This is a genomic window from Pseudomonas sp. GW821-FHT01D09 (assembly GCF_059422465.1).
Genome location: NZ_JBWKWY010000001.1, coordinates 437,920 through 452,992 on the forward strand (window position 1 = coordinate 437,920; position 15,073 = coordinate 452,992).

11 protein-coding genes are annotated in these 15,073 nt (G+C 62.2%); 3 read left to right on the top strand and 8 right to left on the bottom strand.

Going from position 1 to position 15,073, the window contains the following annotated elements; translation table 11 throughout:
• Nucleotides 1-7 precede the first annotated feature (7 nt).
• Nucleotides 8-5,068: a dermonecrotic toxin domain-containing protein gene (locus AC07W7_RS02100; RefSeq protein ID WP_495038535.1), complete on the bottom strand. Its 5,061-nt coding sequence runs from the start codon at nucleotides 5,066-5,068 to the stop codon at nucleotides 8-10.
• A gap of 182 nt (nucleotides 5,069-5,250) precedes the next feature.
• Here AC07W7_RS02100 and AC07W7_RS02105 point away from each other — a divergent pair, with 182 nt between their 5' ends.
• Complete coding sequence (locus AC07W7_RS02105) at nucleotides 5,251-6,261, top strand: Ldh family oxidoreductase (RefSeq protein ID WP_495038536.1); 1,011 nt, start codon at nucleotides 5,251-5,253, stop codon at nucleotides 6,259-6,261.
• Nucleotides 6,262-6,300: 39 nt separating this feature from the next.
• Here the strand turns inward: AC07W7_RS02105 and AC07W7_RS02110 are convergent, their stop codons facing one another.
• On the bottom strand, nucleotides 6,301-6,621 hold the full coding sequence (locus tag AC07W7_RS02110) for an ElaB/YgaM/YqjD family protein (RefSeq protein WP_076961048.1): 321 nt from the start codon (nucleotides 6,619-6,621) through the stop codon (nucleotides 6,301-6,303).
• Between the two features lie 164 nt (nucleotides 6,622-6,785).
• On the opposite strand from AC07W7_RS02110, the gene AC07W7_RS02115 reads away from it, so the two are divergent.
• On the top strand, nucleotides 6,786-7,037 hold the full coding sequence (locus AC07W7_RS02115) for a hypothetical protein (protein ID WP_038441493.1): 252 nt from the start codon (nucleotides 6,786-6,788) through the stop codon (nucleotides 7,035-7,037).
• 25 nt (nucleotides 7,038-7,062) lie between these two features.
• Here AC07W7_RS02115 and AC07W7_RS02120 read toward each other — a convergent pair whose 3' ends face one another.
• Complete coding sequence (locus AC07W7_RS02120) at nucleotides 7,063-7,530, bottom strand: LEA/WHy family protein (RefSeq protein WP_495038537.1); 468 nt, start codon at nucleotides 7,528-7,530, stop codon at nucleotides 7,063-7,065.
• A gap of 8 nt (nucleotides 7,531-7,538) precedes the next feature.
• A complete protein-coding gene (locus tag AC07W7_RS02125; protein ID WP_076961046.1) occupies nucleotides 7,539-8,966 on the bottom strand; it encodes a nucleobase:cation symporter-2 family protein in 1,428 nt (475 codons plus the stop codon).
• Nucleotides 8,967-9,187: 221 nt separating this feature from the next.
• Between AC07W7_RS02125 and AC07W7_RS02130 the strand changes: the two genes are divergently transcribed.
• Nucleotides 9,188-10,813 carry a methyl-accepting chemotaxis protein gene (locus AC07W7_RS02130; protein ID WP_495038538.1) on the top strand — a complete coding sequence of 542 codons (1,626 nt, stop codon included), beginning with the start codon at nucleotides 9,188-9,190 and terminating at the stop codon, nucleotides 10,811-10,813.
• A gap of 170 nt (nucleotides 10,814-10,983) precedes the next feature.
• Here the strand turns inward: AC07W7_RS02130 and AC07W7_RS02135 are convergent, their stop codons facing one another.
• From AC07W7_RS02135 to AC07W7_RS02150, 4 genes are read right to left on the bottom strand one after another with little or no spacing between them, the layout of a single operon-like run.
• On the bottom strand, nucleotides 10,984-11,961 hold the full coding sequence (locus tag AC07W7_RS02135; RefSeq protein ID WP_495038539.1) for a 2-hydroxyacid dehydrogenase: 978 nt from the start codon (nucleotides 11,959-11,961) through the stop codon (nucleotides 10,984-10,986).
• Nucleotides 11,961-13,250 carry an MFS transporter gene (locus tag AC07W7_RS02140; RefSeq protein WP_495038540.1) on the bottom strand — a complete coding sequence of 430 codons (1,290 nt, stop codon included), beginning with the start codon at nucleotides 13,248-13,250 and terminating at the stop codon, nucleotides 11,961-11,963. Before AC07W7_RS02140 ends, AC07W7_RS02135 begins: the two co-directional genes overlap by 1 nt.
• 57 nt (nucleotides 13,251-13,307) lie before the next feature.
• The gene (locus AC07W7_RS02145; protein ID WP_076961042.1) at nucleotides 13,308-14,252 is read right to left on the bottom strand and encodes a sugar kinase; all 945 of its coding nucleotides are present in this window, start codon (nucleotides 14,250-14,252) and stop codon (nucleotides 13,308-13,310) included.
• A complete protein-coding gene (locus AC07W7_RS02150; protein WP_495038541.1) occupies nucleotides 14,245-15,027 on the bottom strand; it encodes a sugar phosphate isomerase/epimerase family protein in 783 nt (260 codons plus the stop codon). Before AC07W7_RS02150 ends, AC07W7_RS02145 begins: the two co-directional genes overlap by 8 nt.
• Nucleotides 15,028-15,073 lie beyond the last annotated feature (46 nt).

Genomic DNA, 15,073 nt, shown 5'->3' on the forward strand with positions numbered 1-15,073 from the left:
CCGGCGATCAGTTTATCGACTCCCTTCGACTGGAGGGCACTGGGTCCAACTGGCGACCCAGGTGACTGATCAGGAACGCCACCGAGTCGGCATTGTCCAGCATCGTGTCGACTCGCCTGGCCAGGTTGCTCATGAAAATCCCCCGCGCGTTGCTCAAATCCACGCCCCCGGTGGTGCGCAGTATCTGATTTTTGATGTGCCCGGTTTCAGGGGTCGCTCCAAGGTCACGCCAGAAGGTGCCACTGATATCGGGGAACTTGAACAGTTGGGTGATGGGGGTTTTGCGCGAGTAGCTCTGGTCCTGGTAGCTTTTCTGGGAATCCGACAGGGTGCGCCCAGCCTGCGTCAACGTCTCGATCAGATCGGAAAACGGCATCACCGCGTTCAGGTAGGCGGCATCGGCTGTCATCGCCACCACATGGCTCATCTCATGAATCAACATCGTCGCCCGCGCATGAGCCGCCCGGTCGAAATAATCCGGCAGGTGATTGTCATAGTTGCTCAACGGCGGCGTAAAGAAGTGTTCGGTCAGGTAAAACCGTCGCTGCGGATCATTGTCGATGACAAACCCCCAATTCTGTTGTGGGTCCGTTCGATGGGCGCCCACGACGAAACGCTTTGAATCGATCGTAGACAGCGTCGGATCCAGCAGGCCGGCGAGGATCAGGTCGACAATGCGGTGCAGCTTTTGCACCAGGACCGGATCAATCTCTTGCGGGCCATGATCCGGGTCGATATCAATCCCAAAAAACTCATTGATGAAGCGATGGATCCGCGTCACAGGGGCTATCCCAGGTGCCAGCAACCCCAGGTTCAACTTACAGTTCTGTACATAAAACGTCGCCAGGTCGAGCGCCTCCACGATCATCCGGGCCCGCTCGGGATACAGCGCACGAATTGCCTGCATGCCAACCGCTTCGATGTTCATTATCTGACGTGCCGCAGTCCGAGTTTCTGAGCGGTCCTGCAGGCGGCCATAAGTCTGGCCAAAGCGCGCGATATGGTTGCGCGTATCGACCACCCATTGCCCCAGGGTATTGCGCCACACAAACGGGCCGTTTTGCTGCTCCGTCGCAATGCGCCAGAACGCGCCAAGGGGGTTGACCTGATACACCTTGCCAGCCATGGGAATGTAGGACGCAGCGTTATGCTGGTATATCCCCTTCAGGGCGTTGTGCTTGAGGTTGACCAGCGCCACATCATGCACTTCGCTGGGCGACAGCACGGTGCGTTCAGGGGTGGTGATGTCCAGCGGCCAGTTCATAGAGGGCAACGGTGCAAGGGGTGTTTCTTCTATCGGCTCCAGGATGAGCGACTTTGCTTGCTGCAAGGCCTGGCCAACTGCGGCCATTTGCGCAACGCCGTCGATAAACGCCTGCAAGGCCCGGCGCCAATGATGGTCTTGCAAGGCCTCGGCGGACTCGGTGAACAGGGAAATGCTCTGCCAGATCACCCAGGGCAACGCCAGCTTGCCAGGCAAAAAGCCGATCACCCGGCCAACCGAACCACTGAATACCTGCTTGATGGTTTCCCATTCCTCTTCAGCCCCGCTGATCAATTGGGTGCCCAGCAACTTCAGAAGCAACTGCCGGTTGTCGTCGAACAGTTGGCTGAACAGGTTGCCCTGGATCGGATTGAATCCCAGGGTGCTGGCCAGCAAGTTCCGATCCGTGGCGTCCTGGGGCGCGGGCAGGCGCTTGAGCACACAGTCTTGCAGGGCGCCGGGCCGGTTCAGGGCCTCCAGGCACTGTGCTTCGTTCTCGAACTCGGTAAAGCTCAAGGTCGGATGATAAGGCGCATACAACACCTGCACCCCCTGGCGCCCGGCGCCAATGAGGTACAGCCCCAGGGCGGTTGCTGGCGCAGCGCCGGCCGTGGCAATCAACTCCAGGGGCCTGACCCTGGCCGTCGTGCCCATGACCGCTGCGCGGGCAATGGCGTCTGGCATGTCGACCACCTGCTGGATCAGGTCAAAGCCCCGTTCTGAAAGGCGTTCCTGTAGCTTGAGGGCGTGGGCGTGCTGTAACAGCTGCCAGGGCACTTGCTGGCTGAAGTCCTTCAGGCGCCGCTCGAAACCGGGGTTGGCAGCCGATAAACGTTCCGTCACATAGGCTTGATAATCCTCGTGGGCTTTGAACTGCAACAGCATCTGGCGCACGACGGCCTCGGTCAGGCTGGGAGCCTGGCAGAGCACATCAAACCCGGCGGTTTGCAGGCTGGCGGGGTTCATGGCGAAATCCAGCAAGCCTTGGCGTTGGCCGGCCAGGGCCAACCTGGGCACAATCGTCACATCCGCAGCAAAGACTGAATAATCGACGAGCATAGCGTTGAGGCGGTCCGCCACGTGCTGACGCAGTGGCTGAAGTTCATCCAGATAATCCCGGCCATGCAGGGTATTGATGCGGTATTGCTCGAGGATTTCCGCCTGGCGCTGCTGCTCCCGGGGAGGCGCCGCTCCCAGCCCGTCCGGTAGGGAGTGCCGCAGTTCTGCCAGCCGTGCAATAGCCGCCGCACGCTGGAGGTTATTGACCGGGAGCTTTTTGCGCACCTGCCCCAGTGCCTGGAGCAATGACTGCGCTTTGGCCTTGAGCCCCAGGGTGTGTTGGCGCTGGGCGATGTACTGATTGATCCACGACTGCTGGCACTCCTGCAGGGCGGGTTCTTTTATCAACTGCAACGGCCCCGGCTCATAGCATTGATGGGGCAGGCGCGCAGGGGCGGCCAGGTTTTCCAGCAGGCTCAAGCGTCGGGTTGGGCTGCGTAGCCGATGCGCCAGGGTATCGTTCAGGGCACTGACCGAGGCGAAGACTTCCACGCCAGCGGCCGGCGTCCATAACACGGCGTGTCCAGAATGATGCGGGTCGAGACCTCCGCGCTCGGTGAGCACAAAACAGTTGGCCAGGCGATGCAGCGTGGTTTGGCCATTCACCCGCACCGACAGGGTGAATGCATCCGGCGTAAAGCCTTTCAATGTACGGCGCCGCTCAGGCGTGGCGTTATCCGGGCTCAACACTGTCTGCAGGATCTGGATATCACGCTCGTCGAGGCTCTTGTCCTGCCCCCTGAGGCGGGCTTCCTCCAGAATCCCCACTGACATGCTGTGCACCAGCTTGGGCAGCGCAGCTTCCAGGCCGGCGCGGGGGATCTGTGCGATCGTCTGGAGGCTCAGGCCAAGCAGCCAGTGCTCCACCATGGTATTGAGTCGGTCAATGCTCAGCTCCAGCCGTTTACTCGCCTGGCCGCGGATCCGTGGCCCGTACACCGCGTACTCCGGTGTGACCGGGATGGCCTGCGCCTGGCCGATCAGGCGAGCGATGCAATGCTCCAGCACGCTCTGGCTGGCCCGTGGCGTGCGTCGCTCCTGATCGTCGGCATGGCCTGCATAGCGGTTGATGTAAAGGTCTTGCGGGTTCAGCGGCAGCACGGTAGAGGTGCTGAACGTTGCACGCAGTTGGTCGGCAATTACCGTCTCAAGGCTGGGGACCAGCGCCAGCAGGCTAGCCAGCGCATTCTCCACGCTGTGCAGTTGGCGGAGGGTCAGGCGCGCCTTTTCTGCGGGCACCGAGGGGGCGGCCGGGTGCGTGCTCCAGCGTCCCCTGGCGTCCAATGCCAGCAACCGATGGTCAAGCAGGGCACGGATATCCAGGCCGTGATCGAGCAGGGCATAGGCATCCATCGTCCCTTGATGGCGTCGGTAAACATCCAGGCAGTATTCGAGGTTCTGCTGCTGCTTGGCGATGATGTCTTCAAGCAAGCGCTTGAACACCGGGCCACTGAAGGGGGCCGGACTGAACTGCGGCTGTTGAAAACCGACAAACCGCGCGCGTTCCTCCAGGGCCAGGAAACCGAAGAAGTCATCTTCATGCCCGCGTGCCCCCACCATGGCCCTGAGTGTTGCCTGCAGGTCGCTGTAGTCCTTGAGTACCTGCAAACCCTTGGACTGGGTATAGAGAAAGGCCGCGCTGTTGGTGATGACCAGCGTACTGGCCAGTTCGACGTAATGGGGGTAGTGCTCCCACAGGCGGACTTTTTCGATAGCGAGTGTGGTGCGACGTTCGGCGGGCAGGTAGAGGGCGTCCAACTCTTGCCACTGTTCAGCCGAGATCACCTCTTCCTGGCGCTTGAACAGTAAATCGACCCGGGATTTATCACTTATGGCCTGGGCAAAGTACTCACGCCTTGAACAGCCAGCAGCCACAGGGCTGTTCCAGTAGGTCTCAAGTGCGTTGCGCAGGAACAGAGGCAACTGCTGGGCGGCCTGTTTGATGCCGTCCTCCCAGTGGGTTTGCGCTTGCGTCTGGGTGGCGGCCACCTGTGGGTTCAGAAATACCCGGCGCAGGCCAACCGGCCAGGACTGTTGCCGGTAATACAGCAACAAGGCATCGCGCAACAACAGCGCATTCACCCACCGGTCCTGGTCCGTGGGGGAGGTGGCCAGGGCGTAGAAAAACACATGGGTCTTGCGCTGGTCGATGTTCGCCAGGGATGTGTGCAAGGTACTGGCCAGCAGTTGATCCAGCAGGGTTTCCATCAACGGCAACTTGCCCAGTTCATCAAGCATGACCTGGACATTCAGGTGCTGGTAACGCTCGATACAGGCCTTTTGTTCGTCGAAGACATTGCCCTCGATCAGTTGCCGCGTGAGGCTTGAACCTGCCGCAAAGGTAAAGCCGGCCCGCTGGTCAATGGCCAGGAAATGCAGGAGTTCGCGCTGTTTCTGAGCGTCGCGCAGGCGGCTTTCCAGCGTGTGTATCAACTGTTCATAGTCACTGAATTTTTCCAGGCCGGTCACTGGGCCATAGAAAAAAACCGAACTGTAGCTGCCCTGCGAGCCCATCACGAATGCCCCCGCCAGCTCCATCGGTTGCTGTTCGGGGCGGTTGATCAGCAAGCGTTCGGCGATCATCGGCGGCGACTGCGCCTTGCGCCCGGCCGCGTTGGCAAAGAACAGGTTGCGCAAGAAACTCCGGTCAAGGTCGGTGATACCGCGATGCCGCTCGCGGGCACTCAAGTGTTTGGCCAGGCGCATGGCCTCGGGGAAGAAATAGGGGGGTTGCAGGTCGTCCATCGCAAAGGCTCGGTGCAGGCTATAGATGCAGCGAGCCTAGGAGCGGGGGGCATTGCCCAGGCATTAAATAAATAGCGCGCAACCGCTGCCGGTGGTTGACAGCTCACTGGTCACACGTTGTTAATCAATGCGCTGGATTCCGCAGGCTGTTGCCCCTCCCAATAACAATTCTGGAGCTTCAGATGTCAGCCACACCCCTTGGCTTCACTGAACTTGTGACACTGCTCACGAGCATCTTCATCCGGCATGGCGCCTCGCCCGAGGTTGCCTGTGTGCTGGCCGACAACTGCGCCCGCGCCGAGCAGGATGGGGCGCATAGCCATGGGGTGTTTCGCATACCCGGCTATGTCTCGACCCTGGACAGCGGCTGGGTCAATGGCCAGGCGGTGCCGGTGGTTGAGGATGTTGCCTCGGGGTTCGTGCGGGTGGACGCCGCCAATGGCTTTGCCCAGCCCGCCCTGGCCGCCGCCCGCCCGTTATTGGTGGCCAAGGCCCGCAGCGCCGGGATCGCGGTACTCGCGATTCGTAACTCTCATCACTTTGCCGCCCTGTGGCCGGATGTGGAGCCGTTTGCCGAAGAAGGCCTGGTAGCCCTGAGCGTGGTCAATAGCATGACATGCGTAGTGCCCCACGGTGCGGATCGGCCCCTGTTCGGCACCAATCCCATCGCGTTTGCCGCACCACGGGCCGATGGGCCGCCGATTGTGTTTGACCTGGCCACCAGCGCCATTGCCCATGGCGATGTACAGATTGCTGCGCGCAAGGGCGAGCGGGTGCCGCCGGGCACTGGGGTCGACAGCCTGGGCCAGCCAACCCAGGACCCCAAGGCGATTCTCGAAGGCGGTGCGCTGTTGCCGTTTGGCGGGCACAAGGGCTCGGCGCTGTCGATGATGGTGGAGTTGCTGGCCGCCGCCCTGACCGGAGGCAACTTCTCATTTGAGTTCGATTGGTCCAACCACCCCGGCGCCAAGACGCCCTGGACCGGCCAGTTGCTGATCGTGATCGACCCCAGCAAAACCGCCGGGCAAGACTTTGCCCAACGCAGCCAGGAATTGGTGCGGCAGATGCATGCGGTGGGGTTGCGCCGCTTGCCCGGCGACCGGCGTCATCGCACCCGGGCCAAGGCCGTGCAGGAAGGCATTTTGTTGGACGGGGATGAACTGGCGTGGCTGCGCACGCTGGCGCAGGGCTGATGGCCGACGCGGGCTAAGCCGCGCCGGCCGTGGCATCGATCAGTTGCGACGGCCCAGCAGCAGGCCTACCACCAGGCCCAAGCCGGCGGAAATGGCGACGGTCTGCCAAGGGTGGCCACCGATATAGGTTTCGGTGGCCTCTACCACCGGCTTGCTGCGCTCACGCACGTTGGACACCGACTCCAGGGCCTGCTTGAGCTTGATCGCCACCTGCTCGCGCAGGGTTTCACCTTCTTCTCCCACCAGCGATGCGCTGCTTTTGAGCAGTTTGTCCGATTCTTCGATCAGGGCCTGGAGTTCGCTGAACGCCTGGTCCTTGATTTGCTCTTCGACAGCTTGAGCGGCAGTTTTACGGGCCATTGAGTAGCTCCTTGCGGGGTAAGTGGGCAGTGAACAATGGAGTCTTCGCGCGGTGCAAAAGTTGCAGTTTTTTTCGCCGGGCCTCTACACGATGCAAAATCCGAATTCGGACCTTTCGACCTACAGTGTAAGATGTCACCTATTTGTGCAGCAGGTAATTCCACATGAGCTTCAATCTGGCCAACAAGCCCCTTGCCGAGCGCGCGGCGCTTGAAGATGAAAAGTCCCGTCTGTACGACTTGTGGCAAAGCAACCTGGGCAAGGCCAAGGGCGAGGGTGCACGGCTGTTTGGCGAGCGCGCCAAGCGCAAGGGCAAATGGGCCGAATGGGTGCGTTCGGAGCTGGACGGCATGTCGCCACCGGAATTTGCCAACATGGTACGCAGCGAAGTCAACCGCCTGATGGCTGCCAAGTAGGCGCAAGCTCGCGCCTACAGGTGGTCTACCAGGTCACGCTGTTGGGCAGGTCCAGGGTGCCGCGATCGACAAAGCGCATCGTGCCAAACACCCCACCCGCCAGCTTGCCGCGCAGTACATAGGGCAGGTTGTTCAAGCGCTGGGTCTGGCTCAGGCCCAGGGTCTGACGCAACACCGAAAACGCCGAAACGCTGACCGGTACTGTCAGAACCGTCTCGGAAAAGCGCGGGATAGAGCCCTGCTGATCACTCACCCCAGCCGCCAGCGGCCGGCCATTGACCTCCAGGTCCAGGGCCACGCCGTTGTAGTCGATGGCCGTGTCATTGGGGTTCTGCACCCGCAGCTTGACCGCAAAGCGTACCTCCAGGTCCTGGCTTTGCAGCGGCTCGATGCCCACCACATTGATATGCAGCGGGTCACGGCTGGGGAACAGGGCGCAGGCGCTCAGGCTGAGCAATATCAAAGACAGGGTCAGGCCGATCAATCTGCGCATAAGGGTTCCTATTTCGTCGGTTCCGGGTCCTGCATCACCTTGAGGGTAGAGGCTTCCGGGTCAAATTCATCTTCTTGCAGCTCTATGAACTCTTCAGGCAGGAAAATGTTCAGCAGGATCGCACAGAACGCTCCGACGGTAATCGGCGACTCGAAGATGTTATGCAAGGCCTTGGGCAGCTCGCGCAGCACTTCCGGCACCGCCGCCACGCCCAGGCCCATGCCCAGGGAAATCGCCACGATCAGCACATTGCGCCGATGCAGCCCGGCCTCGGCGAGGATCTTGATCCCGGCCACCGCCACCGTGCCGAACATAATCAGGGTCGCGCCCCCCAGTACCGGCTTGGGCATCAGTTGCAGCACCGCGCCAATCATCGGGAACAGGCCCAGCAACACCAGCAGTCCGGCAATGAAATACGCCACATAGCGGCTGGCCACGCCGGTCAACTGGATCACCCCGTTGTTCTGGGCGAAGGTCACCATCGGCAGGCTATTGAAGGTGGCGGCCATTACCGAGTTCAGGCCATCGGCCAGCAGGCCGGACTTGATGCGCTTGATATACAGCGGGCCCTTGACCGGCTGCTGGGAAATCATCGAGTTGGCGGTCAGGTCACCGGCCGCCTCCAGGGGCGAAATCAGGAAGATCACCGCCACTGGGATAAACGCCACCCAGTCGAACGAAAACCCGTACTTGAACGGCACCGGCACGCTGACCAGCGGCACCTGGGGCAATGCCGCCAGGTCAACGCGCCCCAGCCACCAGGCCACCACAAAGCCCAGGGTCAGGCCGATGACAATCGAGCCCAAGCGCAGGAACGGGTTATTGAAGCGGTTGAGCACCACGATGGTCAGCAGCACCAGGGCCGCCAGCCCCATATTGCTGGCGGCGCCCAGGTCGGCGGCGCCATAGCCGCCGGCCATGTCGGTAACCGCGACCTTGATCAGCGACAAGCCCATCAAGGTGATGATGGTGCCGGTCACCACCGGGGTGATCAGCTTGCGCAATTTGCCGATGAACTGGCTGAGCACCACTTCGATAAACGCGGCGAAAAAGCAGATGCCGAAGATCGTCGAGAGAATCTCATCGGTGCCGCCGCCCCGGGCCTTGACCATGAAGCCGGCACTGAGGATCACGCTGATAAAGGAAAAACTGGTGCCTTGCAGGCACAGCAAGCCCGAGCCCACCGGGCCGAAGCGTCGCGCCTGGACAAACGTGCCCAGGCCGGAGACAAACAGCGCCATGCTGACCAGGTACGGCACTTCGCTTTCCAGGCCCAGCACGCCACCGACGATCAGGGTCGGGGTAATGATCCCGACGAAGCTGGCAAGCACATGCTGTAGGGCGGCAAAGATCGCGGCGGTGAAGTGCGGGCGGTCTTCCAGGCCATAGATCAGGTCGGATTTATAACGGGGGCGGGGGGCTTGAGCGTCAGACAAAATACGTGCTCGGGTCAGAAAATGGACGCGCAGGATGCCAGAAAGTACCCGTTGTCAAAAGTGTGAAAATATATTTCTCCGGCCCCTGCAAAAAAACCTCAAGCCGGCCGATAACACGGATAGGCCCGTTAATGCTGACGTCGCAGCAAGGCCCCACAAAAAACAGGTGTCCCGTGTCGCGGCAAGGATGCTCGCAGCCATCCCCTCTTGAGAGCTTTCCTATGTCCCTCCGTAATTTGAATATCGCACCTCGGGCGTTTCTCGGTTTTGCGTTTATTGCGTTGCTTGTGATTGTTCTGGGGGTGTTTGCCGTCAACCGCATGACGCTGATTCGCCAGGCCGCGCTGGATATGGGCGCCAACCAACTGCCGAGTGTCGGCTACCTGGCCAATATGACCGAGAACGTGTTGCGCCTGCGCATTCTGTCGTTCCGGGTGCTGGTCAACCGCGAACCGGCAGCCCTGCAGGAAGCCCAAGTGCGCATCGGGGTACTGGTCGATAAGGCGCGCCAGGCCCAGGCCGGGTATGCCGCGATGCCGGCCGGGGCCGAAGAGGCTGCGGTCTACAAGACATTTGCAGCCACGTTGGACAACTACCTCAAAGCCCAGGCTGAAATGCTGACGCTGTCCCAGCAGAACAAGGTCGAGGAAATGCGGGCCCTGATCAACAGCCGGATCAAGGACGGCACCGATCAGATGGGGGAACAGCTCAATAAGATGATTGCGATCAACGCCGCCGATGCCAAGCAGGCCGGGGAAAACGCCGGGCGCAGCTATAGCGATGCGATCAGCGGGATCATCGGGGTGTCGGTGGTTGCAGCGCTGATGACCGTCTTGCTCGCCTGGTTGCTGACCCGCAGCATCGTCACGCCGCTGCGCAAGGCGGTGGCGGCGGCGCAAACCATCTCCAGCGGCGACCTGAGCAAGGTTATCGAGGATGATGGCCAGGATGAACCCGCGCGCCTGATCGGCGCCCTGGCCACCATGCAGGGCAACCTGCGCCAGACGATCCAGCATATCGCCGGCTCGGCTACACAGCTGGCTTCCGCTGCCGAAGAACTGAGCGCGGTGACCGAGGAAGCCTCCAAGGGCTTGCAGCAGCAGAACAACGAAATCGACCAGGCCGCCACCGCCGTCAATGAAATGACCGCCGCCGTGGAAGAAGTGGCGCGCAATGCCGTGTCCACCTCCGAGGCCTCGACCCAGTCGAACCAGGCCGCACGGGAAGGGCGCGACCGCGTGGTGCAAACCGTGGAGGCGATCCAGACCATGACCCAGGACGTGCAGAACACCTCGGTATTGATCGAAGGCCTGGCGACCCAGGGCCGCGATATTGGCAAAGTGCTGGATGTGATTCGGGCGATTGCCGAACAAACCAACCTGTTGGCCCTCAACGCCGCCATCGAAGCCGCACGCGCCGGTGAAGCCGGGCGCGGGTTTGCCGTGGTGGCCGATGAAGTGCGCGCCCTGGCCCATCGCACCCAGCAATCGACCCAGGAAATCGAAAAAATGGTCGCCGGCATCCAGAACGGCACCGGGGACGCGGTGCAGTCCATGCAGCAGAGCAACCAGCGCACCCACAGCACCCTGGAAATGGCCCGCGCCGCCGGGGTGGCGCTGGAACAGATCACCCAGTCCATCAGCCTGATCAATGAGCGCAACCTGGTGATTGCCAGCGCGTCCGAAGAGCAGGCCCAAGTGTCCCGCGAGGTGGACCGCAACCTGGTGAACATCCGCGACCTGGCGACCCAATCGGCGGCCGGCGCCAACCAGACCAGCGCCGCCAGCCATGAACTGTCGCGCCTGGCGGTGGACTTGAATGCCATGGTGGCGCGGTTTGTGATCTAAGCAGGGAAGGCTTGGGTGGCTGGCATACCGCTATCGCAGGCAAGCCAGCTCCCACATTTAAATTGTGGCGTGGCTGAAATTCAGTGCCCGACCAAGCCCCCCTGTGGGAGCGGGCTTGCCCGCGATAGCGCTGTATCAGTCACTATTTCTAGTGGCTGATGCACCGCCTGTCAGGCTCCCCACACAGTGGGATTGACCAGATTTTTCGGCCGCTCCCCCGCCAACGCCGCCAGCAGATTATCCACCGCGCACCGCGCCATCGCTTCCCGGGTCTCATGGGTGGCCGAGCCGATATGCGGCGTCGCCACCACATTGTTCAAGCGCAGCAGCGGCGAATCATGGTTCAGCGGCTCGCGCTCAAACACATCCAGCCCCGCCGCGCGGATTGTGCGCTGTTGCAAGGCATCGATCAGGGCCGCTTCGTCCACCACCTTGCCCCGGGAGATATTGATGAAAATCGTCTCCGGGCCCATCTGGGCGAACTCCTTGGCGCCAATCAACCCCTGAGTCTCGGTAGTCAACGGCAATGTCAGGCAGACAAAATCGGCTTGTTGCAGCAACTCCGGCAAGCTGCGGTAGTGCGCGCCGAAACGTTGCTCGACCCAAGGCTTGGGCGAATGGCTGTGGTAGATCACCGGCATGCCAAAGCCAAAGTGCCCGCGCTGCGCCAGGGCTTCACCAATGCGCCCCATGCCGATGATGCCCAGGGTCTTGCCGTGTACATCGCTGCCAAAGTGCAAGGGGCTGATGTTCTGGTTCCAGTTACCGGCGCGCACCAGGTTGGCCAGCTCCACCACGCGCCGGGCGGTGGCGAGGATCAGGGCAAAGCCGGTGTCGGCGGTGGTTTCGGTGAGCACATCCGGGGTGTTGCTGAGCAAAATACCGCGCCGGATCAGGTAGCCGATGTCGTAGTTATCGACGCCTACCGAAACACTGGCCACCGCTTCCAGGCGCGGTGCCAGGTCCAGCAGTTGGGCATCCAGGCGCAGGCTGGCTCCCAGCAGGCCATGGGCCGTGGGCAAGGCCTCGCGCAGTTGCGCCAGGCCGCTGGCGTCGAGGCTGTCAATCAGCGTCACCTCGGCGGCCTCATGCAGGCGGGCCATCAGCGGCGCGGAGAGTTTTTTGTAGAGCACGACATGTTTTTTCATCAGGTTCTGACCTTCAATTCAAGCGAGTGCAGGGCTCGCGCCCCGGGCTGTTCGGGTTTGAGCAGGATCGTCAGCACCACTGACAACAGCAGCGCGCCGCTCATCAACAGGTAGGACGCCCCCGGCGAGCCGGTGCTGCTGTTGAGGTAACCCACCAGGTACGAGCCCCCAAACGAGCCCAGGGCGCCCATGCTGTTGATCAAGGCCATGGCGCCCCCGGCGACGTTGGCCGGGAGGATCTCCGGGACGATGGCAAAAAACGGCCCATAGGGCGCATACATGCAGGCGCCGGCGATCACCAGCAGGGTGTACGACCACCAGAAATGTTCGGCGCCCAACAGGTAGGAGCCATAAAACGCCACGGAGGCGATCAGCAGCGGTGGCCACACAAAGCGTTTGCGTTTTTGCAGCTTGTCCGAGCCCCAGGACACAACAAGCATGCCAATCACCGCCGCCAGGTAAGGCAGCGCCGACAGCCAGCCGGCCTCGACCATATCCATCTGCAGGCCGGCCTTGAGGATCGACGGCAGCCACAGCACAAAGCCGTAGACGCCGATGCTCCAGCAAAAGAACTGCAGCGCGAGGATGATCACCTTGGGCGAGCGGAAGGCTTCGGCATAGTTTTTCACCGCCTTGAGCCCGACTTGCTCGGCGGCCAGGGCGGTTTCCAGGTCGTGTTTCTCGCCGGCGCTCAGCCATTTGGCATCGGCCGGGCGCTCATCGGCCAGGCGCCACCAGATAAAGGCCCAGAACACCGCAGGCAGGCCTTCGATGATAAACATCCAGCGCCAGCTGTAATGCTGTACCAGGTAGCCGGACACCACCGACATCCACAGCATGGTCACCGGGTTGCCGAGGATCAGGAAGGTATTGGCCCGCGAGCGTTCGGCGCGGGTGAACCAGTGGCACAGGTACACCAGCATCGCCGGCATCACCGCCGCTTCGACCACCCCGAGCATAAAGCGGATGGCAATCAGCATATAGGCGTTGGAGACCACGCCGGTCAGGGTGGCCAGGCCGCCCCACAGGATCAGGCTGACAAAAATCAGCTTCTTCACACTGCGGCGCTGGGCATAGATCGCCCCCGGCACCTGGAAGAAGAAGTAGCCGAGGAAGAACAACGCGCCGAGCAGCGAGGACATGCCCGGGGTGATCATCAGGTCTTCGGCCATCCCGGAGGCGGCGGCGAAGCCGTAGTTGGCGCGGTCCAGGTACGCCAGGCTGTAGGTGATAAACACAATCGGCATGATGTACCACCAACGGTGTGTGGCGAGTTTCAGGTGATTCATGGGGGGCTCCTGAGCTTGTTGTAGTTGTGGCAACAGGTAACGGGTTGAAGCCTGGGGTCAGCCGGTTTTTTGCCAGGCGGGCAGGTCGGCGCGCAGCGGCAGGCCTTCCATATCGCCACGGCTCTGTACGGCGCGGCTGCCGATCCAGTTGGCGCGCTGTACCGCCTGGGCCAGGCTGAGGTTTTCCAGCAGGGCACTGATCAGGCCCACGGCAAAGCCATCGCCAGCGCCGACGGTGTCCACCACCTTGGCCACCGGCACGGCGGCGACAAAACCCTGGTCCAGATGGCTGCGGTAGTAGGCACCGTGGGGCCCGAGCTTGATGGCCACGGCCTCCACGCCCTGGTCGAGGTAAAAGGCGGCGATATCCGCCGGGTCCTCGAAGCCGGTCAGCAGGCGACCTTCGCTCAAGCCCGGCAAGACCCAGTGCGCCAGGCAGGCCAGGGCGTTGATGTCGCGGATCATCTTGTGCGTGCTGGGCCATAGCGACGGGCGCAGGTTGGGGTCGAAGGACACGCTGCGGCCGGCCGCGCGCATCTCGCTCATCAACTGGCGCGACAGCTCGGCGGTGGCCTGCGACAGCGCGGGTGGAATCCCGGTGGCATGCAGGTGCCGGGCCCGCAGCAGCTCGGGGACGATGGCGGCGCAGGACAAGTGACTGGCCGCCGAACCGCGCCGGAAGTACTCGACAACCGGATCGTTGCCGGTGTCTTCCCGGGACTTGAGCTGAAAGCCGGTAGGCTGCGCAGGATCCACCGCCACATGCCGGCAATCCAGGCCTTCGCGTTCCAGGGTAGCGACCACAAAACGCCCCAGTGAATCGTCCCCGACCCGGCTCAACCAGGCCACGTTGAAGCCCAGGCGCGACAAGCCGATCGCCACGTTGCTGTCGGCGCCGGCGATGCGTTTTTCAAAGTGGCCGGCCTGGGCCAGGTCGCCGGTTTGCTCGGCGACAAACATTGCCATGGTCTCGCCAAACGAGAGGATATCGATGTCAGACATGGGCATTCTCCACAGAGGCTTGGCCAAGATGGGCGAGGGCGGCGACCTGGGCGGCGGTGACCGCCAGCAGGTCCGCGCCTTGCAGTGGGAACTCCACGGCCCGGCTGATCCCCCGGGGCATCAGGCGCAGCAATTGTTCCCACAGATGCAGGTCGGCGGCGCCCGGCGGCAGGGCTATCAGCTTGCCGTCGGCCCGCCGGGCCACGGCCTTGCAGTGCAGGTAATCGACATGCCGGCCGAGCAAGCGCGCGGCGGTGAGGGCGCTCTGGTCTTGCCAGTGCCAGTTGCCGATATCGAAGGTCATCTTCACCGGGACGCCCAGGCGTTCGGCGGCATCGAAAAAGCGCTGCAGCGGCTCGATACGCCCGCCGTGCAGGGTCTGGTCGTTTTCCACCAGCAAGCGCACCGGGTGGCGGTTGAGCAGGGCGCCGAGGCTGTGCAGGTCGTGGGTGTCGGTGAAGTAACCCAGCGAAACCTTTAACCAGCGTGCACCGAACGCCTGGGCCCGGTCGAGGGTGGCGGCCAGCTCCGAATGGGCTTGGGCACGCCCGGCGCCCCACAGCTCCAGGGGCGACGAAAACACACACTCCAGATCTTGCGCGGCGGCGGCCTGGGCCAGTTCGCCGGGTTGTTCGCTGGTCAGCAGTTCTTCACGCCATTCAATGCGCTGGGCGCCGGCAGCGGCCAGCAATTCGACGAAACTCAACTGGCCACGCTGGCGGACCAGGTCGGCACCGTAGCTGGAGAGGCTGATGGAAACGGGGTATTTATGCATTTTTATTGATCTCTGAAACCGGTTTCATCTGTAAATAAAAAAACGC